Here is a 21,372-nt window from a genome sequence, read left to right as displayed (position 1 = left end):
CCCGTCCTGGTCCGTACGACACCGCGATTCGGACGAAACGACATGAAGGACCTGACGTGAACAACTTGAGGCGGCGCATCCAGGGCGTCATCACCGGCGCGGCTGTCGGGGACGCCCTCGGCGGCGCGACGGAGGGCTACACGCCCGAGCAGATCCAGGCGAGGCACGGAGGATGGGTCAGCGGCATCGTGCCACCGTGGGCTGCCGACGAGTGGGCCACTGCGCGGCCGATCGCCCCGTACCACAAGGGTGACGGCCACATCACCGACGACACCCTCATGACCCGGGCGCTGATCGAGACCTACGCGGCACGCCCCACGCACCTCGATGCGTACGCGATCGCGGAGGAGTTCGTGCCTCGCCTCATGGGCTCTCCCACCTGGATCCCGGAGCTCGAGCGTGAGGCGATCCTGCTGCAGCGGATCTTCCTTGCGGAGAAGTGGCTCGTGGCGCGGCTGCACTACGGGCACGTGGACCCGCGCGAAGCAGGCGCCGGCAACATCGTCAACTGCGGTGCGGCCATGTACATGGCTCCCGTCGGCGTCGTCAACGCGGCCGACCCGGCGGCGGCGTACGCCGAGGCCATCGACCTCGCCGCACCGCACCAGTCGAGCTACGGCCGTGAGGCGGCCGGCGTCTTCGCCGCCGCGGTGGCCGCCTCCCTCGCGCCGGGAGCCGACGTGACCAGCGTCGTGGACGCCTGCCTCGAGGTCGCGCACGACGGCACCCGCGCCGCGATCGAGGCGGTCGTCAAGGCGGCCACCTCGGCGAGCGGAGCGCCCCGGGCCGAGCTCGGAGCGGCCCTGCGTGCCGCTGTCGAGCCCTACGACACGGTCGGGCCGGACTACCGCCAGCCCGCGCTCGACGCCCGACGCCCCTCGCGCACCAAGTCGATCGAGGAGCTCCCGGTCGCGCTCGGCTTCGTCGTGGCGCACGACGGCGCCTTCCCCGACGCCGTGCTCGGTGCCGTGAACTACGGCCGCGACTCCGACTCCATCGCCACGATGGCCGGCGCCGTCTGCGGCGGCCTGGGCGGCGCAGACGTCGTGCCGTCCGACTGGCTCACGACGATCGAGACCAACAGCAGGATGGACGTCACCGCCTCGGCGGACCAGCTCGCCGGCATCGCGCAGCGCGTCCTGGAGGGAGACCGGGCCCGCCACCTCGCGCGCGCGGCGCAGATCGACACGCTGCTGGGCACGGCATGAGGCTCACCTGGGTCCAGCCCGAGGACCTGCTGCTCCACGCGTTCGTCCAGGCCCGTGCGGAAGGGGCCGACCCGTCGGCGCTCGAGCACGAGTGGGTCCGCGCCGGGGGCGCGCTCGACGTGCCCGTGAGCGGGGCCGCCGAGATGCCGGCCACGCCCGAGCAGCGGACGGTCGCGTCTCGGCTGCTCGACGCCGTCGACGTGCTGGCGCCGGCGCGACCCGCCGAGCTGCGGCCGGTTCTCGAACGGCTGGTGCGCGTCCCGTCGCCTGGAGCGCCTGCCCTCGACGAGTTGAGCAGGCGCGTCCACGGGGCATGGCTCGGCCGCTGCGCCGGGTGTCTGTTGGGCAAGCCGGTCGAGAAGATTCCCCGGGCCGGCATCGAGGAGATCCTGCGCGGCACCGGGCGCTGGCCACTCGACGACTGGTTCACCGCCTCCGGCCTGCCGGCCGAGGTCGCGGCCCGCTGGCCGTGGAACCGGCGCAGCGCCCCCACCAGCCTCGCCGAGAACATCGACGGCATGCCCGAGGACGACGACCTCAACTTCGCGGTGCTCGCCCTGAGGATGCTGCGCCAGCACGCGGGCGGCCTGTGCACCGACGACGTCGCCCAGGCGTGGCTCGACAACCTCCCGGGCGGGCGGGTCTTCACGGCCGAGCGAGTCGCCTACCGCAACCTGCTGGAGGGTGTAGAGCCCGAACGGGCAGCCTTGGTGCGCAACCCGTTCCGCGAGTGGATCGGAGCCCTCATCCGCGCCGACGTCCACGGGTGGGCACACCCCGGCGACCTGCCCGCAGCAGTTGCGTCGGCGTTCGTGGACGCGCGGCTCAGCCACACCGGGGCCGGGGTCGAGGGCGCCCTGTGGGCTGCCTCGCTCGCCTCCGCAGCGGTCGTCGTCGACGACGTGGACGACGTGCTCGCCCGTGCCGCACAGGTGCTCGAGCCTGGAGGGAGCCTCGAGCATGCGGTGCTCCGCGGCCTGGAGCTGGGCCGTGGGTCGCTCTCCGACGGCGAGGCGCTCGACGCCCTGCACGCCGACTTCGGGTCGCTGCACTGGGTCCACGTGCTCAACAACGCCGCGACGATCGCGTTCGCGCTCGCCCGCGGACGGGGCGACTTCGGGCGGAGCATCGGGCTCGCCGTGACCGCCGGCTGGGACACCGACTCGGTCGGTGCCACCGTCGGGGGAGTCGTGGGAGCACTTCTCGGTGCGGACGGGATCCCGTCTCGCTGGACCCTCCCCCTCGACAACAGCCTTGCGACCAGCCTGCCCGGGCCTGCGGAGCTGTCCATCGACGAGCTCGCCCGGGACACCGTCGCGCTCGCCGGGGTCCTGCGATGAGCGGCCGGGTCGTCGTGGTCGGCAGCGTGAACCTCGACGTGTCCGTACGCGTCGGCAGGCTGCCCGGGCCCGGGGAGACGCTGCTGGCTCGCTCCCTCCGGCGCGGTGGTGGTGGCAAGGGGGCCAACCAGGCGGTCGCCGCCGCTCGCGCAGGCGGTGTGCAGACCGCCCTGGTCGGGTGCGTCGGTGCCGACGCCGACGGTGCTGCCCTGCGTGCGGCCCTCGAGGCCGACGGCATCGACTGCTCGGGGCTGGACGTGAGCGACATCGAGCCGACCGGCACCGCGCTCATCACGGTCGACGGGTCCGGGGAGAACACCATCGTCGTGGCGGCGGGTGCCAACGGCGCAATCACCCTCGGGGAGAGTGCCATGCGGGTGGTCCGCGAGGCGGACGTGGTCCTGGCACAGCTCGAGATCCCACAACGCGTGGTGGCGCAGGCAGCGAGAGAGCGGCGCGCGGGCGCTCTGCTGGTCCTCAATGCGGCCCCGGCGGCCGCTCTCGACCCGGAGCTGCTCGACGAGGTCGACCTGCTCGTCGTCAACGAGCACGAGGCGCGCGACCTCAGCGGTGCACCGACCGTCGACGAGGCGGTCGTGACGCTTCTCGACCGCGTCCCCGCGGTGCTCGTGACGCTCGGCGCGGCCGGCGCCCGACTCGCACGGCGGGGCCGCGCGCCCGTGTCCGTGCCCGCCGTGGCCGTCCAGGCAGCGGACACCACGGGCGCCGGCGACACTTTCTGCGGCGGCCTTGGAGCTGCGTTCGCACGCGGCCTCGACGACCTTGCCGCGCTGCAGTTCGCCTCCGCCGCAGCGTCCTTGGCCGTGGAGAGACCCGGCGCGCAGGATGCCGTGCCGACCCGGCAGGAGGCCGTCGAACGGGCGGAGTCGGCGTACCGCCGCGACGCGCTCGTTCCCGCTCCGGAAGGAGTGAACGCTCGTGGATGACGCCCTCGACCCGCTCGTGCCCCGCCCGCTCGACCGCCCGCGGGCCGTCCCGCTGGACGAGGACGGCGACCTCACCTCGCTCGACACCGGCAAGATCCTCGCGGCCCCGGACGACCCCGCCGACTGGCCGCGCTGGCGCGAGCAGCTCGTCCGTTGGCGCGAGGAGGCACGCGAACGACAGGCCTACGACGGCTCGATCTACGAGCGTGACGACCTGCGTTGGGCGAGAGACTGTTTCGTCGTCTCCCAGGTCTGGATCTGGGACGAGCTGCTCTATGACTTCGAGAGTCACACCTTCACCCCGGAGCGGCTCCTGGCCGACGCGCGGGAACGGTTCGGTGGTTTCGACGGGATCGTGCTGTGGCACGCCTACCCCGTCATCGGCATCGACGACCGCAACCAGTGGAACTACTACCGTTCCGTGCCCGGGCTGGGCCGGCTCGTCGACGACCTGCACGCCGCCGGCGTACGGGTCTTCGTCGACTACAACCCCTGGGACGTCGGCACTCGGCGTTCGGGCCCCGACGCGGAGGAGCTCGCCGCGCTCGTGGCGGACCTCGACATCGACGGGGTGTTCCTCGACACGCTCAAGCAGGGCGGCGGCGAGCTCCTCGCACGGCTCGACGCCGCGCGCCCGGGCGTCGCGGTGGAGGGCGAGTCGACGCTCGCGCTGGAGCGGCTCGTCGACCACCCGCTCTCCTGGGCGCAGTGGTTCGCCGACTCCCGTGTGCCGGGCGTCGTGCGGTCGCGGTGGTTCGAGCAGCGCCACCAGATGCACCACGTCCGCCGCTGGAACCGCGACCACAGCGACGAGCTGCAGTCGGCATGGCTCAACGGGATCGGCGTCATGGTGTGGGAGGTCGTCTTCGGGGTGTGGGTCGGCTGGAGTGAGCGCGACGCCGCGACCCTGCGCCGGATGGCCACCGCACAGCGGGCCCTCGTGGACGTCCTCACCGACGGGGAGTGGACCCCACTGCCCGATCTCGGCGAGGAGGCCGCTGCAGCAGGGGTCTACGGCGCTCGCTACGAGCACGCGACAGGCGTCTTCACGCCGCTGGTCAACCGCACCGGCACCGACGCGAAGGTGGTCGTCTCCGGACGCGACGGCCTCGCCACCCACGACCTCTGGTCGGGCCGGGGACTCGGTCGGGGCGACGTCGAGGTCATGGTCCCGGCTCACGGCATCGGCGGCGTCTGGCAGACCGCGCCGGAGGCCGATGTGAGCTGGCTCGTCGCGGGTTCGCCCTCCGTTCCCTCCGCGCGCTTCGAGCACCGCCGGTCGCGGCTCGTCGCCCCGATGGGCTCCTTGGACGGCACTCGCTCCGGCCATGGACGCGCCAGGCCCGCCACGGCGTCCGTCCGCGTTCCTACCGGCGAGCACGTCGTCACCGTCCGCTACCGATGCCGCGAGACCGGCCTCTACGACGACGCGCCGTTCGTCGACGAGTGGAAGCCCTTGCACCCGAGGCTGCACGACCAGCGCACCCTCGACAGGGTCGTCAGCCTGCATGATGACGTCGGCGTGGCGACCACCGAGGTGTCCGAGCGTGACTTCGCCGTCTTCGTGTCGGAGACCGGCCATGAGCCGGTCGTCATGGCCGGGGATGCCCCGGCCTGGGTCGGCCGCTCGGCGGCCGAGAGCGACGATGACCGGCCGGTGACCGAGGTCGACCTCGGTGACGCGCGCACGTACGCCGCCTGGGCCGGCGGACGGCTGCCGACCGAGGACGAGTGGCAGCTCGCGGGGGAGGCAGGGGGCCTGAGCCGCCTCCAGCCCGAGGTGTGGAACCTGACGGAGAGCGAGCGCACCGACGGCCGCACCCGGTACGTGATCCTCAAGGGAGGCTCGCGGCACCGTTCCGAGGGATCAGACTGGTACTTCGACGGGGGTGTGCGCGGGCCGGAGTTCTCGGCGAAGTACCTCGTGCCCGGGCTCGGCCTGGGACGCTCGACGAACATCGGCTTCCGGGTCGCGTGGGATCTGGCAGAGGAGACGCCATGACCTTGGACGACACCACCCGGGCCCCACAGGGCTCGCTCTCGGATCTGCGGGTGGTCGACGCATCGACGCTCTTTGCGGGCCCGATGACCGCCATGCACCTCGGCGACCTCGGCGCACAGGTCGTCAAGGTCGAACATCCCAGGCGTCCCGACCCGGCGCGCGGCCACGGGCCGGAACGCGACGGGCACAACCTGTGGTTCAAGACGCTCGGCCGCAACAAGCAGATGGTCCAGCTGGATCTCGGCTCCGAGGCTGGGGCCGAGGCGTTCCGACGCCTCGCCGCGACGTCGGACGTCATCATCGAGAACTTCCGTCCGGACACCCTGGAACGCTGGGGACTGGGCTACGACGTGCTCTCTGCCGACAACCCAGGGCTCGTCCTCGCCCGGGTCACCGGGTTCGGGCAGATCGGTCCGTACCGTCGTCGCCCGGGCTTCGGCACCCTGGCCGAGGCGATGAGCGGCTTCGCGGCGTCCAGCGGTGAGCCCGACGGTCCGCCGCTCCTCCCGCCATTCGGGCTTGCCGATGGGATTGCCTCGCTGGCAACGGCATTCGCGATCATGAGCGCCTTGCACCAGCGTGAGACGACGGGCCGCGGGCAGGTGGTCGACGTCGCCATCGTCGAGCCCATCATGGCCATGCTCGGGCCGCAGATCTCGCGATGGGACCAGCTCGGCACCGTGCAGCCCCGACAAGGCAACCGGTCGAGCAACAACGCACCTCGGAACCTCTACCGCACGGTCGACGGTCACTGGGTCGCGGTCTCCACCAGCTCCCAGAACATCGCCGAGCGGGTGGTGCGACTCGTCGGCCGCCCGGACCTCGTCGACGAACCCTGGTTCGCCACCGGTCGTGCCCGTGCGGAGCACGCCGACGAGCTCGACGACGCGGTCGGCGGGTGGATCGGTCTTCACACCCGCGACGACGTGCTGGCCGAGTTCGAGCAGGCCGAGGCTGCGGTCGCACCGATCTACACCGCCGAGGACATCACGAAGGACCCGCACCTCCAGGCGCTCGGCACGATCCGGCGCGTGCCTGACCCGGACCTCGGGGAGGTTGCGATGCAGGGGCCGCTCTTCCGGATGTCGGAGGGTGACGCCTCGACGAGGTGGACCGGCCGGGCGCCCGGCGTGGACACCGTGGCGGTGCTGGGCGACCTCGGTTACACCGCCGCCGAGATCGAAACGCTCGTCGCGATGGGCGCTGCCGCCGCTCCGGGCTTCGTAAACGGCGGCCGCGGCGGGACCCCGACATGACGGCGCCTCTTACGTGGCTCTACGTGCCGGGCGATCGCCAGGACCGGATCGCCAAGGCGTTCGTCGCGGGCGCGGACGTCGTCATCGTCGACCTCGAGGATGCCGTCACGGCTGGCCGAAAGGCACTGTCCCGTCAGGGCGCCGAGCGTGCCCTCCGATCCTGGTCATCGTCCGGAGGCGGAACGCCGGGCTGCCAGGTGCGGGTCAACGCGGTTGGTACGCCATGGGTCGACGACGACCTGGAGATGGTGAGACGGCTGCCACCGCACGTCGGGCTCCGAATGCCCAAGTGCGAGAACCCGCGAGAGGTCGAGCGGATCGCCGAGGCCGTCGGAGACCGGGCCCTGCACCTGCTCATCGAGTCGGCCCGCGGGGTGGAGTCGGCGTACGCGCTGGCATCGGCCCACCCCAGCGTCGCATCGATCGGCCTCGGCGAAGCGGACCTGCGTGCTGACCTGGGCGTCACGGACGACGCAGGCCTGCTCTGGGCTCGGTCGCGTGTCGTCGTCGCCGCGGCAGCCGCCGGACTCGCGGCGCCCGCGATGTCGGTCCACACCAACGTGCGCGACGTCGACGGTCTGCGCGAGTCGAGCCTACTCGGCAAGGCACTGGGGTTCGTCGGTCGGACAGCGATCCACCCGGCGCAGCTGTCGGCCATCAGAGAGGTGTTCAGCCCATCTGAGGAGGAGTTGCTCCTCGCGCGTGAGCTCGTGTCGGCGGCGGAGGCCGGGGCGGCCGCGGGGCAGGGCGCGATCGCGCTCGCGGACGGCACGTTCGTCGACGAGGCCGTCGTGCGCCAGGCCCGACGGGTGATCGCGCGTGGCGGGGCCGAGTCGGAGGCCTAGCTCGCGGCCCACCCACCGCCGCGTCGACAGCAGCCTCCACTCGGAAGAACGACCCCGTCGGGCGTCGAGCTCGCCTGTCCGATCTGGTCCAGGAGCTGGCGAGCCGGTGCATGAACGTCGAGGAGCCGTGGGACGCCGGTGGTGAGTCCACGGGCTTCACCGGGTTCCTGCGTCCGCGGACGGCCGACGGTGCCTGGGTCGGTTCGTCGGACCCGACGACGAGCAACGCCTTCCACGAGGGCACCGCCTGGCAGTACCAGTGGCTGGCCCAGCAGGACCCCGACGCCCTCTTCCGGCTCATGGCGGCCGGGACAAGGCCGAGCAGCGCCTCGACACGTTCTTGTGCATGCCGGAGGTCCTGAGCAGCCCCGGGACGGTCGCCCGTGACTCGTGGGTCGTCGGCGCCTACGACTACCACAACAACTTCGCGTTCAACCCGAACAACGAGCCCGACCTGCATGTTCCGTGGATGTACGCGTGGACGGGGTCGCCGGGAAGACCTCCGCGATCACCCGCGCCGCCCGGCCGCTCTTCACCGACACCGCCTACGGCATGCCCCAACGACGACCTCGGCGCGATCTCGTCGTGGGAGGTGTTCTCGATGGTCGGCGTCTTCGAGGCGCAGCCCGGCAGCGGGAACTTCGTCCTCAGCGCACCCATGTTCGAGCGCACCGAGATCATGCCAGAGGGCGGCGAGCGCATCAGGATCAACGCCCCGGGCGCCAGCGCCGACCGGCTCCAGTGCGTCGCAGCGGTGTAGAAGGGCAACCCGGCCCGGCCCATCGAGTGCCGTGGACGAAGAGCTGGATGAGCAACGGCGACCTGCTCTCCGCGCACACGATCGACATGACCCTGACCGAGCACCCGGAGCACCACGTGGGGCACGCGAACGCAGGACCGCCCGCCGACGTTCGGCCCCGGCCTGAGCAAGACGCTGTTCGTCAGCGCGTCGCCGAGCGAGGGCATCGCCACCGTCTCCGACCCCGCCACCGTGACCGCCACGAGCCTCGAGGACTCTCCGGCACCTGGGCGTACTCCGCGGCGCAGGAGAACTCCATGACCGCGAGCCTCACCCGCGACGTCGACCCGAGCGCCACCAGCGGCCCCGTCACGTGGTCCACCTGGCTCGACTACGACACCGAGCCGGGCTACGACTACGTCTACCTCCAGGAGTCGACCGACGGCGGCACGACGTGGACCACGCTGGGCGACCGGCTGGGCGGCAGCAGCGGTGGGTGGACCGAGGTGAGGCGCGACCTGTCCGCGTACGCGGGGGCGCGGGTGAAGATCCGGGTCGCCCACGTCACGGACGGCGGAGTTCTCGGCGCCGGAGTCGTCGTCGACGACGTCTCGGTGACCGCGGGTGGCACCGGCATCGTCCTGGACGACGTCGATACACGTGACCCGGCATGGACGGCGACGAAGTTCGTTCGCACGCAGGACATCCCGCTCGCCTGACCTCGATGGTGGGTCCCTCGTGCCGAACCTGACCAGCATCGGCGCGAGGGACAGCCGGGGCCCGTTCATCGGTCGGCGGGGCCCGACCTGTCTACGCGGAGCCTCGCGGGGGAATGTTCATGGCATGGATGACGAGGTGCTGCTCTGCGAGTGGCAGGCCGCCCGCGAGGCCTACGACGAGCTGCTCCAGAAGCTCTTCACCCCGGTGGGCCGCGAGCGCGGCCAGCGTCCCGACGCGCGGCTGCTCCGTGAGGCGACGCGCCGGCGCGAGCTCGAGGAGGCGACCCGGCGTCGCTACTACGCCAGCCGCGGCCTCGACGGCATCTGAACCGTCAGCCGGGCACCTTCTCGAAGAGCTCGGCGCCGATGGCTGCCGGTCAGGTGACGAGGTCGAGGCGGTGGTCCTCGCCGCGGAACGTGAAGGTGTCGCCCATGTGCTTGCCCGCGATGGCTGCGTAGACAGGCGAGTCGGCGCCGATGCCCTCGTAGCTCACTCCGTCGCAGTCGAACCCGTCGCTGCTGACCCCCACGACGTAGTGGTCACCGCCGAAGGCGACGACGGCGCCCGGGCGCACCTCAGTCGTCGGAGCGAAGTCGAGCGAGCGGATGGCGTCCAGGGACTCGCGGGAGTGCGCCGCGGACCGCGCGAAGAGGCCCTCGAGGTCGCCCGCCTCGCTCGACTGGGACGCGTCGCCGGACTCCGGCACTGCGTCGGGGTCCTGGCGGGCAGCGTCACGCTCCGCGGTGCTCTGGCTCGTCAGGGCCGCGAGGGCCGACTCGGCGTGCGCGATGAGCGCGTCGCGCACCCGCAGCTTGCCGTCGGCGTCGAGGCTCGTGGGCTGCGTCATGGATCTCTCCCGCCTTGTGTCAGGGAACTCTGGAGCAACGTCCCAAGGTAGATCCAGGGCGCGGTCGGGGTCGAGCGTTGCCGTCACCTGACGGTTGCCTGCGAACGGCCGCGTTCGCCTGGTGGCGGTACCGGGCGCGCGGAAGAATCGCGGTGCACCGACCACCGCCGGAGGGACGCGACATGCCAGCAGCGCGACGGACCATCGTCATCGACCGGCCCATCGAGGCCGTCTTCGCGTTCTTCACGACGCCGGCCAACGACCTCCGCTGGCGCCGGCACGTCAGGGAGATCGAGGCCCCGGGCGAGATGGCGCCGGGCGCCCGGATCCACCAGGTTGTCGCCGGTCCGGCCGGCCGCGGCATCCCGGCCGACATCGAGGTGACCGACTACTCCCCGTCGACCGCCTACGCGTTCAAGGTCGTCGCCGGGCCCGCGCGCCCCCGGGGTGCGTACGCGTTCACGAGCGCCGGTCCGGGTTCGACGGAAGTCACCTTCACGCTCTCGGCGGAGATCGGTGGCCTGAAGAAGCTCGTCATGGGCGGCCCGGTGCAGAGGTCGATGGACAGCGAGATGGCCTCGCTCGACACCGCGAAGAAGCTCCTCGAGTCCGAGTAGGAGCGCGGCTACTCGTTGACGAGGACCGTGACGCCCACGGCGGCCGACACCGCGGTTCCGCGCGCCGCCGGAGGGACCGGGATGCTGAAGGCCTTGACCTCGTGCGGGGTGCCGTCGGCGCCGTGGGCGTGCGCGTCGGGGTGGTCCTCGTCCAAGTGGTGGGTGTACGTTGCCGTGGCGATGAGCCGACCGGATGCGTCGTAGAAGCCTGCGCGAGAGGCGAACTCGAGCACGTCGCTCACGTCGGACGTGACACGGGCCGACGCGTGCACGGCCCTCCCGTCGAAGCGCAGACCGGTGAGCGCGAGCCGGTCGTCGAAGGGGCCCGCCGCCTGCACCGCGGACCCCCGACGCGGGTGGAGGTCGGCGAGCGACGGCAGCTCGGGGTCACCCGTCGGCGCGACCAGGCCGCGCAGGGAGGTGACGGGTGTCGCGGCGACCCGGGGGAGCGGCGTCGCACCCCCGCCCGCCACCGGTGACGCGACGTCGCCCGGTGCGTGGTGGGTGAGGCGCGCGGCCGCCAGCGAGATGCCGAACACGACAGCGAGGGCGCCGAGGGCGGCCAGCGCCCTGAGAGCACGACGCGAGACAGGTCCCGTCTCCGCGATGCCCTCGGGCGCCGTCGGGTCGGCGTCGACGGAGGTCGGGTCGGCGGAGTCCGGGCGTGAGGTGCCGGTCGTGGTCATGGCAGTCCTGTCGCGAGTGTCGTGGGGCCCGCGCCCGAGGCGGATGGTGATCGCCTCGGGCGCGAGCGGGGTTGGGGCGTCGGTCAGCCCAGCCGCAGGGCCGACCCGACGATGTCGAACAGGTCGGTGTTGTCGATCGTGCCGGCGAGCTTCTGCGAGCCGGGTCCGTAGCCGTAGACCGGCACGTCGGCGCCGGTGTGGTTGCCGGACAGGTAGGTCAGCCAGAGGCTGGCGTCGCTGGAGCCGTCCTGCACGGCGGCCGGGTCGTCGGCGGTGCGGAAGGTCGCCGGGGCGAAGTTCTTGACGTTGCCGGCACCGGAGCCGTTGATCGGACCGGTGGAACGGACCGCGTCCTTGGTGTTGCCCGACGCGCGGACGGTCGCCGAGTTGTTGGCGGTGTTGCCGCTGTCGACGTTGGTGGGGGGAGCCGCCGCCTCGGCGTTGGTGAACGAGCCCTTCTCGATGATGTTGAAACCGGCGCACTCGTGGTCGGCCGTGACGACGACGAGGGTGTGGCCGTCACGCTTGGCGAAGTCGAGGGCGACCTTGACGGCGTCGTCGAACACCTTGGTCTCCTCGAGCGTCTGGGCGGCGTCGTTGGCGTGGGAGCGCTTGTCGATGAGCGCACCCTCGACCTGGAGGTAGAAGCCGTTGCCGGCGTTCTTGCGCCCGTCGAGCAGCGAGATGGCCTTCGAGGTCATCTCCGGCAGCGACGGCTCGGCGGCCTGCGGCGCGCTCGGGTTCTCGCGCTTGAACTTCTCGATGGTGAGGTTGCCACGGTTGAAGAGGCCGAATACCTTTGCGCCCGAGGCCTTCTCGAGGTCAGTGCGCGTCGCGACGGTCTGTGACGCGGCGGAGCCGAGCACCTGGTAGCCCTGTGCGCCCAGCGCCTGTTCGTCCGCGGCGTCGAAGCGGGAGAGGCCACCGCCGAGGATGACGTCGGCGGTGCCGTTGCGGGCGATCTGCTTGGCGATCGGGGTGACGCGCACGTCGCTCGACGGCAGGGGCTGGCCGGTGATCGCCGTGTCCTGGCACGACGCGGCGCTGTAGCTCGGGCCCTGGCAGCCGCGCGCCAGCGCGTGGCTCATCTGGCCGGCCGGGGTGGCGTCGGTGATCTCGGCCGTGGACACGTTGCCCGTCGCGTAGCCGGCCTGCTTGGCCATCTCCATGACGGTCGGGACCGACGTGCCCTTGGCGTCGACCCCGAGGGCCGCGTTGTACGTCTTGACGCCGGAGGCCCAGGCCGTGGCGGCCGAGGCGGAGTCGGTGACGAAGTTCGGCTTGAAGTCGGCCTCGCCGGGCTGTCCGGAGTTCTTCTCGACGGAGTACGTCTGGTTCTGCCCGACGACCGGCATCTGCTCCATGTTCAGCTTGCCGGCGGCGCCGTGGTAACGCAGTCGCGCGGCGTCGACGTGGGTCCGGCCCATGCCGTCGCCGAGCAGGTAGATGACGTTCTTGACGCGTCCGTCGTTGCCGGCGACGCCGGCAACCGCGGCGGGCGCGGAGGGGCCGGCCGTGGCCGGGAGGGCGGTGGCGGTGGCGACGGCCGCCGTCGCGGCGAGGGCCGCGAACGCGGCCGCGGCCGCAGTGGTGCGCTTGCGCATGTGAGACCTCACTGTGCAGTTCGGTTGCGCCCGCTCCGGGCGCACCGAGCACGATAGGAGCGCCGGGGGTTCCCCGGGCCAGCACTCGATGGCCGCTGGGTGAACGTTCGACTTCTCCCACGCGTCACCGACATCGGACCTGGACCACCCGCGCGATCGCGTCGCGCCCGCGTCCCATCGCGTCGCAGCCGCGGCGCGGTGGACCTACTGCCCCTCCACCACGGAGACGCTCGAGCCCCGGCCCGTCGCGATCTGCGCGATCGCACGCACCGAGTCGGTACCCGCGGCCAGGTAGCCGTTGTGCCCGTGCGCCCCGGCGACCGGGAGCGGCCGGGCCCCGAACGACGGGGACGTCGGGTCGGCGGCATGGCCGAAGCCCTCGACCCGGGTGTGCGGGACGAGCCCGATCGGGTCGTCGGCGGCGACGCCGGCCCACACGGTCGCCCGGGTGTGCAGGGCCGAGCGCGTCCACACGTCCATCCCCGGCGAGCCGACGACGACGAGGTTGGCGATCCGCAGGTGGGGCGCCGCGTAGGCGCAGACCACCGAGCCGTAGCTGTGGCACACGAGGCTGACGGTGGCCGATCGCGAGAGGTGGCCGACGAAGGAGACGAGCCGGGGAGCACCGTCGACGGCCCGGTCGGAGCGGGCGGCGTCGGCGTCGATCCCCGACGGCGGGTCGTAGCCGAGCCAGACCACCACGGCCGCGGGCGTGCCGGGGTCCGACCGCTCCATCTCGGCGAGGAGGGTGCGGGCCTGCACGGCGGGGTGCCGGCGTCCGGCGTCCCGTTCGTCGCGCAGGAGCGGGCCCGTCCAACCGACGCCGGGGACGATGACGGCAATGTGGCGCGCCCGGCGCACGTCGCCGAACGCCTCGACGAGCCGGCCGTGAGCTGCGTCGGCGCTGAGCACCGTTGCTGCCGGACCGGTGACCGCGACCGGTGCCCCGTCGCTGATCGACTGGCCCACCGCGGGTGCCGCCCCGACGAGCAGGGTCGCGAGGGTCACGCCGGCCAGCGCGAGCCGGTCGCGCAGCGACCACCGGGAGGGTCGGGTCGAGGAGGCGTGCCGTCGGTGACGGCGGGGTCGTCGATCCACTCAGGTTCCTTGTCGTCGGTCAGGCGGCAAGGTCATGAGTCTGACGCAGGAGCCTGTGAGGGCCTCACAGGCGGGTGAACGAGGCCGCACAAGGCGGAACGGGGCGGACATCCCGGACACCGGCTGGGGTGGGCAGGGGCGCCCAACTCTGGGAACCTCGAGGGAGCCGGGTCCGACCCGAGGCTCGACAGCGACCAGACCTCAGTCCTGCACCTGGAGGCCCCATGCCCACCTACGACGTCGGCTACTTCGTCGGCAGCCTGTCCTCGACCTCGGTCAACCGGATCCTGAGCCGCGCGCTGATCCGGCTCGCGCCCAAGGACCTGACCTTCACCGAGATCCCCATCGGCAACCTCCCGCTCTACAGTCCGGACTTCGACAGCGACTACCCCGCGGAGCCCCGGGCGCTCAAGGACGCGATCGCCCGCTCGCAGGCCGTGCTCTTCGTGACGCCGGAGTACAACCGGTCGATCCCCGGGGCCCTCAAGAACGCCATCGACTGGGCCTCGCGCCCGTGGGGCCAGAACTCCTTCGACCACATCCCCGCGGCGGTGATCGGGGCCTCGCCCGGCCAGATCGGCACGGCGCTCGCCCAGCAGAGCCTGCGCGGCGTGCTCAGCTTCTGCAATGCGCGCCAGATGACGGCGCCCGAGGCGTACGTCACCTTCCGCCCGGGCCTGTTCACCGACGACGGCGAGGTGACCGGCGAGTCCACGGCGGACTTCCTGTCGGGGTTCATGCAGGAGTTCCGCGACCACATCGAGCGGGTCCTCACCGTCCTCCCACGGCCCTGACGCCGTCCCCACCTCGCACCGACCCGGCCGGAGGGCCCGCCGTGACGACCGAACGACTCGACGTCGACCTGCTCGTCGTCGGCTGGGGCAAGGCCGGCAAGACGCTGGCCCGGCGGTACGCGTCCACCGGGCGGTCGGTCGTGCTCGTCGAGAGGGACCCGGCGATGTACGGCGGCACGTGCATCAACGTCGCCTGCGTGCCGACCAAGGACCTCGTCGTGTCGGCGGAGGGCCGTCGTCCGAGCGACGACCCGCAGGCCTGGTTCACCCGGTCCGTCGCCGACCGGGACGCCCTCGTCGCGACGCTCAACGCGGCCAACCACGCCATGCTCGACGGGGTGGCCACGCTGCTCGACGGCACCGCACGCTTCACCGGGCCGAAGCAGGTCGCGGTCGGCACGGCAGAGGGCGACGTCCTCGTCACGGCGGAGCACGTCGTCATCGGCACCGGCACGGTGCCCGCACGCCCGGACATCCCGGGGGCCGACCTGCCCCGGGTGTACGACTCGACGACGATCCAGCACGCCGACCCGTTCCCCGGACGGCTCGCGGTCGTCGGCGCCGGCTTCGTCGGGCTCGAGCTCGCGAGCATGTTCCGGCTCTTCGGCTCCGACGTCACGCTGCTGAACGCCGGACCGGCCCTCCTGCCTGACACCGAGCCCGTCGTCGCGCACGCCGTGGCCGACGTCCTCGCGCGGCGTGGGGTCCGGGTGCGTCACGGCGCCCGCGCCCGGGCGATCAAGCAGGCGGGGGAAAGCCTGCGGGTCGTGCTGGCCGACGGCCGCGTCGAGGCCGACGCGGTCCTGCTCGCCACCGGGCGCACCCCGGTGACCGATGGGCTTGGCCTCGACGTGGCCGGGATCGCCACGGACGACAGGGGATTCATCATCGTCGACGAGCACCTGCGAACCTCGGTCGACGGCGTGTTCGCCGTGGGCGACGTCAACGGCGGGCCCCAGTTCACCTACATCTCGCTCGACGACAACCGCATCGTCTGGGACCAGCTGGCCGGCTCCGGCGGGCGGTCCACGACCGATCGGGTCGCGGTGCCGCGCACCACCTTCATCACGCCGCCGCTGTCGCAGGTCGGGCTGACGCCGGCGCAGGCCCGCGCGGCCGGGCACGAGGTCCTGCATGCCGCCAAGGAGGTCGCGCGGATCGCGACGATGCCACGGCCGAAGATCGTCGGTGACGCCGAGGGCGTCATCACCGTCACCGTCGACGCCGCGGACCGCACCGTGCTCGGGGCGACGCTGTTCTGCATCGACTCGCAGGAGCTGGTCAACCTCGTGGCTCTCGCCATCCGCACGGGCGCGACGGCCGACGAGCTGCTGGACGGCATCTGGACCCACCCATCGAGCACGGAGGCCCTCAACGAGGTGCTCGCCGAGCTCGCGCCGTACGAGGCCTGAACACCGGCAGGGTCGCGGACCCGGAGGGCGCGCGTTCACTGCCAGGGGGCACCGGCCTGGGAGGCGAGCCGGACCGGGGTGTTGGCGGCTCCGAACCCCTCGGAGCCGCCACGGCGCTCGAGGAGCTCGACGTAGAAGTGACCGGCCACGAGACAGCGGGTTCGCTTCGAGCTCGACTTCGGGCAGTCCAACCACGAGGGCGTCCTTCCGGGGGCACTCGTACCTCTCCGACGTGGCCGACGGTGTCATCGTCGGCTGCGGCACCCGGGGCTACCTGCCCGCCATCGCCCGGATCGCGCAGCTCGCCGCGACGACCGCCGCGACGACCGCCGCGACGACCGCCGGGGCGCCGGTCAGCGACTGACGCGGGGCGCGCCCCAGCGCTGCGGCTCGTCGGCCATCTCCGGGCGGGCCAGCCGCAGGTCGTCGCCGATCGCCCGCGCCGTCGCGACCAGGCGCGAGGCGAGCTCCGCGTCGGCGAACCGCCCCGAGGAGGCGGAGGTCGTCGACACGTTGATGGCCGCGATGGCCTCGCCGCGGGGGTTGAAGACGGGTGCCGCCAGCGAGCGCAGGCCCACCTCGAGCTCCTGGTCCACGAGCGCCCAGCCGCGGTCCCGGACGCGGCCGAGCTCCTCGCGCAGGGCGGACGCGTCGGCGACGGTGTGTGGCGTCAGCGGCTCGAGGACGACCCGGTCGAGGTAGGCCTCGAGGGCATCCTCGGGCGCGAAGGCGAGCATGACGCGACCCATCGACGTGGCGTAGGCCGGGAACCGGGTGCCGACCCTGATCTCGACGGCCATGATCCGGCGGGCGTGCACCCGGGCGACATAGACGATGTCGTCGCCGTCGAAGACGGACGCCGACGTCGACTCGCCCACCTCGGCGGTGAGCGCCTTGAGGTGCGGCTCGGCAACGTCGGGCAGGCGCAGCGACGACAGGAACGCGTGGCCGAGCGAGAGCACCCGAGGGGTGAGCGAGAAGAGCTGCCCCTCGCTGCGCACGAAGCCGAGCGCCTCGAGCGAGAGCAGGAAGCGCCGGGCGCTGGCCCTGGTCTGCCCGGTGCGCCGTGCGACGTCGCTGAGCGTCAGGTCACGGTGCTCGGCGTCGAACGCGCGGATGACGTCGAGCGTCTTCGCGACGGACCGGACGATCTCTCCACCGCCCGGTGCCTCACCCATGGTCTGCCTCGTAGCGCGTGAGCTCCTGCTCGGCGATCGCGAAGGCGTGGTTGGCGGAAGGCACACCGAGGTAGATCGCCACCTGCAGCAGCACCTCCTGGATCTCCGCGGCGGTCAAACCGTTGCGCCGGGCGGCCCGCACGTGCATGGCGAACTCGTCCCAGTGGTCGCGGGCGATGAGGGCCGTGAGGGTGATGGCGCTGCGGGTGCCGCGGTCGAGCCCCGGGCGAGTCCAGATCTCACCCCAGGCGTATCGGGTGATGAGGTCCTGGAACGGCTCGGTGAAGGCGGTGGTGCGCTCCTGCGCGCGGTCGACGTGGGCGTCGGACAGGACCTCGCGGCGCACGACCATGCCGTCGGCGTACGCCTCCGCGGCGGTGCGCGAGTGGCTGTCGTCGGTCATGGGATCCTCCGTTCGGCGACGCGTCCGCCGAGGAAGGCGGTGAGCTCGCGGGCGGTCGTGGCGGGTTGTTCGGCGGGTGGCAGGTGGGCCGCGCCGGCGACGAGCCGGAACGTGCCGCCGGACCCCGCCGCGACGAGCTCGGACAGCTCGGGCGGCGCGGCCTGGTCGTGCTCGCCCGCGAGGGCGAGGACGGGGACGCGCACCCGACCGAGGTCGGCCCGCACGTCGAACTCGGCGAGGGCCTCGCAGCACCGCGCGTAGCTGGCCGCATCGGCGTGCTGCAAAGAGTCGAGCAGGGCCGCGGCGCTCGCGGGGTCGCGCTCGACCGAGCCCGGTGCGAACCACCGCTTGGCCGACCCCTCGACCATGACCGGCGTGCCAGCGCGGCGGACGAGGTCGGCCCGGTCGTACCAGCCGGCAGCCTCGCCGATCTTCGCGCCCGACGCGATGCTGGCGACGCCGTCGAAGGCGTCGGGGTGGTCGATCGCGAGCGCCAGGGCGACGGCCCCGCCGAGGGAGACACCGGCGTACACGACGGGACGGTGGGCCTCGGCGCGGAGGTCGTCCGTCGCGGCGACGACCGCTCGGGCGAGGTCCTGGACGGTGAACGGGTGGTCGTAGGGCGCGCCGGCCCCGTGGCCCGGCAGGTCCCAGCCCACGACCGCGAGGTCGGGCAGCAGGGCGGCGCAGGCCGACCAGAGCGGTGTCACCGCGGTGCCCAGCGAGGGCCCGACGACGAGCAGGCCGGCCGGCCGCTCGGGCGCTGTCAACCGCGTCAGGGTGATCGGGATCGTCATGCGGGGCTCCCCGGTGCGGTGGCTCGGTGGCGGGCGACGGCGCGGTCGACGAGCTCGCCGGCGGCGCCGAGGTAGTGGGCCGGCTCGAGCAGGTCGGCGATGGCGTCGTCGGGCAGGACGTCCTCGGGCAGGTAGGCGCGCAGGACCGGCGTGAGGTGCCGGGCCCGCGCGCCGCCGACGAGGGCCGGGCGCAGGGCGCTGACGGCCGACGCCCCGCCGGGCAGCCGGGCCACCTCGCGGAGCAGGCGCTCGGCCACGAGCGCCGGACCCACGGCGTCGACATTGCGTCGCATCGCCGTGGCGTCGACGACGAGGCCGTCGAGGACCTCCCGGGTCTGGGCGGCCGCGACGACGACGCGGCGGAGCAGGCGCAGCAGGGCACCCCACTCGGCGTGCCAGGAACCGTCGGGGCGTTCGTCGACAGCCAGGCCGGCGGCGCTGTGGAGCGTCGCCCCGAGGTGGGGCGCCTCGATCGCCACCGCGCGCACGAGGACGGACAGGACCGGGTTGCGCTTCTGGGGCAGGGTCGAGGAGCCGCCCCGCCCGTCCCCGGACGGCTCGCGCACCTCGGCGATCTCGGCGCGGGACAGCGTGACCACGTCGGTGGCCACCTTGCCCATCGCGTCGGCCGCACGCACGAGGCAGTCGCCGACGCGCGTCATCGGGCCGCGGTCGGTGTGCCAGGGTCGCCCCTGGTCGGCGAGACCGAGCTCCTCGGCCAGCATCGCCGCAGCGTCCGAGGAGTGACCGGGCGCGAGCGCCTCGACGGCGGCGAGCGTGCCTGCCGCGCCGCCGCACTGGACCGGCAGGCCGCGGCGAACCACGGAGAGCTCGTCGGTCGCGTCGTCGAGCGCGCCGAGCCAGCCGGCTGCCTTGAGCCCGAAGGTCGTCGGCAGTGCGGGTTGCGCGAGGGTGCGGGCGACCTGCACGGTGTCGCGGTGCTCGACGGCCAGGCGAGCCGCTGCGTCGGCGGCGCCGCGCAGGTGCTGCTCCAGCGCCTCGCCCGCCCGGGCGACGAGGAGCATGACGGCGGTGTCGACGACGTCCTGGCTCGTCAGGCCGCGATGGATCGCGGCTGCGCCATCGGTCGCGGCCGCGTCGGTTGCGGCGACGACGGCGTCGGCGTGGTCGTGCGGCGCGCCGGAGAGGCCTCGCACGCGCTCGCGCAGCGAGGCGAGCATCGGGATGACGGGGTTGCCACCGCCCTCGGCCTCCGCGCCGATCTGCGCGGCATCGAGGTCGTCGGCGACGCAGGCCTGGTCGACGGCAGCCACGACCTCGTCGGTGACGAGCCCGAGGCGCCGCTGCACGCGGATCCAGGCCGCCTCGACGTCGAGCATCGCCTGGAGCACGGCCCGGTCGTCGGTGAGGCCGACAGCGCGTTGGGCGCCGGGCTCGAGGAGGCCGCTCACACCTCGTGCCTCGGGAACCGCAGGAAGACGGTCTCGCCGTCACCCTGGAGACGCACGTCGAAGCGCAGGGACCCATCGGCCTGGCGGGAGGCCACCAGCGTGGCCCGCTCGGCCGGGTCGAGCGAGGAGAGCAGGGGGTCGGACCCGAGCGCCGACGTCGGCTCTGGCAGGTAGACGCGGGTGAAGAGGCGGTTGAGCAGTCCGCGCGCGAAGACCGTCATCGCGATGAAGGGCGCTGCCCCCGCGGACGTGGCACCGGGCTCCACGGTGGTGAACGAGTAGCCGCCGTCACGCCAGGTCTGGGTGCGGCCGAAGCCCGTGAAGACCCCGGGGTCGCGGCGCAGCGAGCCGGCCGCGCGCGCAATGCGCCCGTCGGCGTCCGGCTGCCAGATCTCGAGGAGCGCGTCGGGCACGGGGTTGCCGGTGCCGTCGGTGACGGTGCCGTGGAGCCTCACCGAGCCGGGCGTGCCAGCAGGAACGAGGTGCTCGCCGTCCTCGAAGGGCAGGGCGTAGTGGTAGAAGGGGCCGACCGTCTGGCCGGGCGTCGGCGCGAGGACGGACGCGGCACTGCGCGGCGGGTTCACTGGTGCCTCAGGCATGCTCGCCCTCCTCCATCGGGGTTGCGTGGGTGCCGGTGAGCACGATGTCCCACCGGTAGCCGAGCAGCCACTCGTGCTCGGAGGTGTCGTGGTCGTAGACCGCGACGAGCCGGTCGCGGGCCGACTGGTTCGTGATCGCCTGGTAGATGGGGTCGAGCGCGAAGAGCGGGTCGCCCGGGAAGTACATCTGCGTGACGAGGCGCTGGGTGAACTCGGTGCCGAAGAGCGAGAAGTGGACGTGGGCCGGCCGCCACGCGTTGCGGTGGTTGCGCCAGGGGTAGGGGCCGGGCTTGATCGTCACGAAGGAGTACGAGCCGTCGTCGCCGGTGATGGTGCGGCCCACCCCGGTGAAGTTCGGGTCGACGGGCGCCGGGTGCTGGTCGCGCTTGTGGATGTAGCGTCCGGCCGCGTTGGCCTGCCAGACCTCGACGAGCTGGCCCCGGACCGGGCGGCCGTCGCCGTCGAGCACCCGGCCGGCGATGCGGATCCGCTCGCCGATCGGCTCGCCACCCTGCTGGATGGTCAGGTCGGACTCGAGCGGGTCGACGTCGCGCTGGCCGAAGACCGGCGCGACGAGCTCGATGCCCTCGGGGTCGGCGTGCCGCAGGTCCTTGGTCGGGTGCCGCAGCTCGGCGCTGCGGTAGGCCGGGAAGTCGAGGCGCGGCTGCAGGCGCACGATGCCCTGCGCCTCGTCGTCCGCGTGTGCCGCCGCGATCTCGGCGCTGACTGCCGCCTGGCTGTCGCGGTCGGGCGCCTCGGGCCTCTCCGACCGCTCGGTGAGCATCTCGCTCATGGTGACCTCCTCGTCTCCGTACCCGAACCGTAGCAACGTGTTCGCATAATGCACAACAGTTCGCTATGCGAACAC

General features: G+C 72.9%; 21 protein-coding genes and 2 pseudogenes. 13 read left to right on the top strand and 10 right to left on the bottom strand.

All coding sequences use genetic code 11. From position 1 onward, the window contains the following. Nucleotides 1-56 precede the first annotated feature (56 nt). The 9 genes and pseudogenes from AC3A5R_RS05330 (at nucleotide 57) to AC3A5R_RS05290 (ending at nucleotide 9,384) form a co-directional block, all read left to right on the top strand. Nucleotides 57-1,208: an ADP-ribosylglycohydrolase family protein gene (locus tag AC3A5R_RS05330; protein ID WP_487619688.1), complete on the top strand. Its 1,152-nt coding sequence runs from the start codon at nucleotides 57-59 to the stop codon at nucleotides 1,206-1,208. Further along, nucleotides 1,205-2,548, top strand: a complete 1,344-nt coding sequence (locus AC3A5R_RS05325; RefSeq protein WP_487619687.1) for an ADP-ribosylglycohydrolase family protein — start codon at nucleotides 1,205-1,207, stop codon at nucleotides 2,546-2,548. Before AC3A5R_RS05330 ends, AC3A5R_RS05325 begins: the two co-directional genes overlap by 4 nt. Beyond that, nucleotides 2,545-3,495, top strand: a complete 951-nt coding sequence (locus AC3A5R_RS05320; protein ID WP_487619686.1) for a ribokinase — start codon at nucleotides 2,545-2,547, stop codon at nucleotides 3,493-3,495. Before AC3A5R_RS05325 ends, AC3A5R_RS05320 begins: the two co-directional genes overlap by 4 nt. Next, nucleotides 3,488-5,497 carry an SUMF1/EgtB/PvdO family nonheme iron enzyme gene (locus tag AC3A5R_RS05315; protein ID WP_487619685.1) on the top strand — a complete coding sequence of 670 codons (2,010 nt, stop codon included), beginning with the start codon at nucleotides 3,488-3,490 and terminating at the stop codon, nucleotides 5,495-5,497. Before AC3A5R_RS05320 ends, AC3A5R_RS05315 begins: the two co-directional genes overlap by 8 nt. Beyond that, nucleotides 5,494-6,753, top strand: a complete 1,260-nt coding sequence (locus AC3A5R_RS05310) for a CaiB/BaiF CoA transferase family protein (protein WP_487619684.1) — start codon at nucleotides 5,494-5,496, stop codon at nucleotides 6,751-6,753. Before AC3A5R_RS05315 ends, AC3A5R_RS05310 begins: the two co-directional genes overlap by 4 nt. Continuing rightward, complete coding sequence (locus tag AC3A5R_RS05305) at nucleotides 6,750-7,598, top strand: HpcH/HpaI aldolase/citrate lyase family protein (RefSeq protein WP_487619683.1); 849 nt, start codon at nucleotides 6,750-6,752, stop codon at nucleotides 7,596-7,598. The genes AC3A5R_RS05310 and AC3A5R_RS05305 overlap by 4 nt, the downstream gene beginning before the upstream one ends. 110 nt (nucleotides 7,599-7,708) lie before the next feature. Beyond that, nucleotides 7,709-8,358: pseudogene (locus AC3A5R_RS05300) on the top strand (glycoside hydrolase domain-containing protein). A gap of 47 nt (nucleotides 8,359-8,405) precedes the next feature. Then, nucleotides 8,406-9,056: a hypothetical protein gene (locus AC3A5R_RS05295; protein ID WP_487619682.1), complete on the top strand. Its 651-nt coding sequence runs from the start codon at nucleotides 8,406-8,408 to the stop codon at nucleotides 9,054-9,056. A 124-nt stretch (nucleotides 9,057-9,180) separates the two neighbouring features. Next, on the top strand, nucleotides 9,181-9,384 hold the full coding sequence (locus tag AC3A5R_RS05290) for a hypothetical protein (RefSeq protein WP_487619681.1): 204 nt from the start codon (nucleotides 9,181-9,183) through the stop codon (nucleotides 9,382-9,384). A gap of 49 nt (nucleotides 9,385-9,433) precedes the next feature. Here the strand turns inward: AC3A5R_RS05290 and AC3A5R_RS05285 are convergent, their stop codons facing one another. Next, on the bottom strand, nucleotides 9,434-9,904 hold the full coding sequence (locus AC3A5R_RS05285; RefSeq protein WP_487619680.1) for a hypothetical protein: 471 nt from the start codon (nucleotides 9,902-9,904) through the stop codon (nucleotides 9,434-9,436). A 182-nt stretch (nucleotides 9,905-10,086) separates the two neighbouring features. Here AC3A5R_RS05285 and AC3A5R_RS05280 point away from each other — a divergent pair, with 182 nt between their 5' ends. Continuing rightward, nucleotides 10,087-10,521: an SRPBCC family protein gene (locus AC3A5R_RS05280; RefSeq protein WP_487619679.1), complete on the top strand. Its 435-nt coding sequence runs from the start codon at nucleotides 10,087-10,089 to the stop codon at nucleotides 10,519-10,521. Between the two features lie 8 nt (nucleotides 10,522-10,529). Here AC3A5R_RS05280 and AC3A5R_RS05275 read toward each other — a convergent pair whose 3' ends face one another. The 3 genes from AC3A5R_RS05275 to AC3A5R_RS05265 all read right to left on the bottom strand — a co-directional run bounded on the left by AC3A5R_RS05275 (nucleotide 10,530) and on the right by AC3A5R_RS05265 (nucleotide 13,909). Beyond that, complete coding sequence (locus tag AC3A5R_RS05275) at nucleotides 10,530-11,207, bottom strand: hypothetical protein (RefSeq protein WP_487619678.1); 678 nt, start codon at nucleotides 11,205-11,207, stop codon at nucleotides 10,530-10,532. Between the two features lie 83 nt (nucleotides 11,208-11,290). Then, nucleotides 11,291-12,811 carry an alkaline phosphatase gene (locus AC3A5R_RS05270; protein WP_487619677.1) on the bottom strand — a complete coding sequence of 507 codons (1,521 nt, stop codon included), beginning with the start codon at nucleotides 12,809-12,811 and terminating at the stop codon, nucleotides 11,291-11,293. A gap of 204 nt (nucleotides 12,812-13,015) precedes the next feature. After that, the gene (locus tag AC3A5R_RS05265) at nucleotides 13,016-13,909 is read right to left on the bottom strand and encodes an alpha/beta hydrolase (protein WP_487619676.1); all 894 of its coding nucleotides are present in this window, start codon (nucleotides 13,907-13,909) and stop codon (nucleotides 13,016-13,018) included. 224 nt (nucleotides 13,910-14,133) lie between these two features. Between AC3A5R_RS05265 and AC3A5R_RS05260 the strand changes: the two genes are divergently transcribed. The 3 genes and pseudogenes from AC3A5R_RS05260 to AC3A5R_RS05250 form a co-directional block, all read left to right on the top strand. After that, entirely contained in the window at nucleotides 14,134-14,703 is a 570-nt protein-coding gene (locus AC3A5R_RS05260; protein ID WP_487619675.1) for an NADPH-dependent FMN reductase, read from the top strand. A gap of 41 nt (nucleotides 14,704-14,744) precedes the next feature. Further along, nucleotides 14,745-16,115: an FAD-dependent oxidoreductase gene (locus AC3A5R_RS05255; RefSeq protein ID WP_487619674.1), complete on the top strand. Its 1,371-nt coding sequence runs from the start codon at nucleotides 14,745-14,747 to the stop codon at nucleotides 16,113-16,115. Between the two features lie 202 nt (nucleotides 16,116-16,317). After that, nucleotides 16,318-16,479, top strand: a pseudogene (locus AC3A5R_RS05250) (type II 3-dehydroquinate dehydratase); the annotation flags it as partial. Here the strand turns inward: AC3A5R_RS05250 and AC3A5R_RS05245 are convergent. Genes AC3A5R_RS05245 through pcaH form a run of 6 tightly spaced genes read right to left on the bottom strand, consistent with a single transcriptional unit; the run spans nucleotide 16,469 to nucleotide 21,288 of the window. Further along, the gene (locus AC3A5R_RS05245) at nucleotides 16,469-17,293 is read right to left on the bottom strand and encodes an IclR family transcriptional regulator domain-containing protein (protein ID WP_487619673.1); all 825 of its coding nucleotides are present in this window, start codon (nucleotides 17,291-17,293) and stop codon (nucleotides 16,469-16,471) included. The pseudogene AC3A5R_RS05250 and the gene AC3A5R_RS05245 overlap by 11 nt on opposite strands. Next, nucleotides 17,286-17,696, bottom strand: a complete 411-nt coding sequence (gene pcaC / locus AC3A5R_RS05240) for a 4-carboxymuconolactone decarboxylase (protein WP_487619672.1) — start codon at nucleotides 17,694-17,696, stop codon at nucleotides 17,286-17,288. The genes AC3A5R_RS05245 and pcaC overlap by 8 nt, the downstream gene beginning before the upstream one ends. Continuing rightward, entirely contained in the window at nucleotides 17,693-18,493 is an 801-nt protein-coding gene (locus AC3A5R_RS05235) for an alpha/beta fold hydrolase (RefSeq protein ID WP_487619671.1), read from the bottom strand. The genes pcaC and AC3A5R_RS05235 overlap by 4 nt, the downstream gene beginning before the upstream one ends. Next, a complete protein-coding gene (locus AC3A5R_RS05230; protein ID WP_487619670.1) occupies nucleotides 18,490-19,905 on the bottom strand; it encodes a lyase family protein in 1,416 nt (471 codons plus the stop codon). The genes AC3A5R_RS05235 and AC3A5R_RS05230 overlap by 4 nt, the downstream gene beginning before the upstream one ends. Beyond that, the gene (pcaG, locus tag AC3A5R_RS05225) at nucleotides 19,902-20,504 is read right to left on the bottom strand and encodes a protocatechuate 3,4-dioxygenase subunit alpha (protein WP_487619669.1); all 603 of its coding nucleotides are present in this window, start codon (nucleotides 20,502-20,504) and stop codon (nucleotides 19,902-19,904) included. Before pcaG ends, AC3A5R_RS05230 begins: the two co-directional genes overlap by 4 nt. Next, nucleotides 20,497-21,288 (bottom strand): protocatechuate 3,4-dioxygenase subunit beta, encoded by a 792-nt coding sequence (gene pcaH / locus AC3A5R_RS05220; RefSeq protein WP_487620123.1) that lies wholly within the window; start codon nucleotides 21,286-21,288, stop codon nucleotides 20,497-20,499. The genes pcaG and pcaH overlap by 8 nt, the downstream gene beginning before the upstream one ends. Between the last annotated feature and the right edge of the window lie 84 nt (nucleotides 21,289-21,372).

The sequence above is a fragment of the Intrasporangium sp. Soil_C_50 genome (assembly GCF_057656595.1).
Note: the sequence above shows the minus strand (reverse complement) of the source record. Positions and strands in the feature narration are given on the sequence as shown.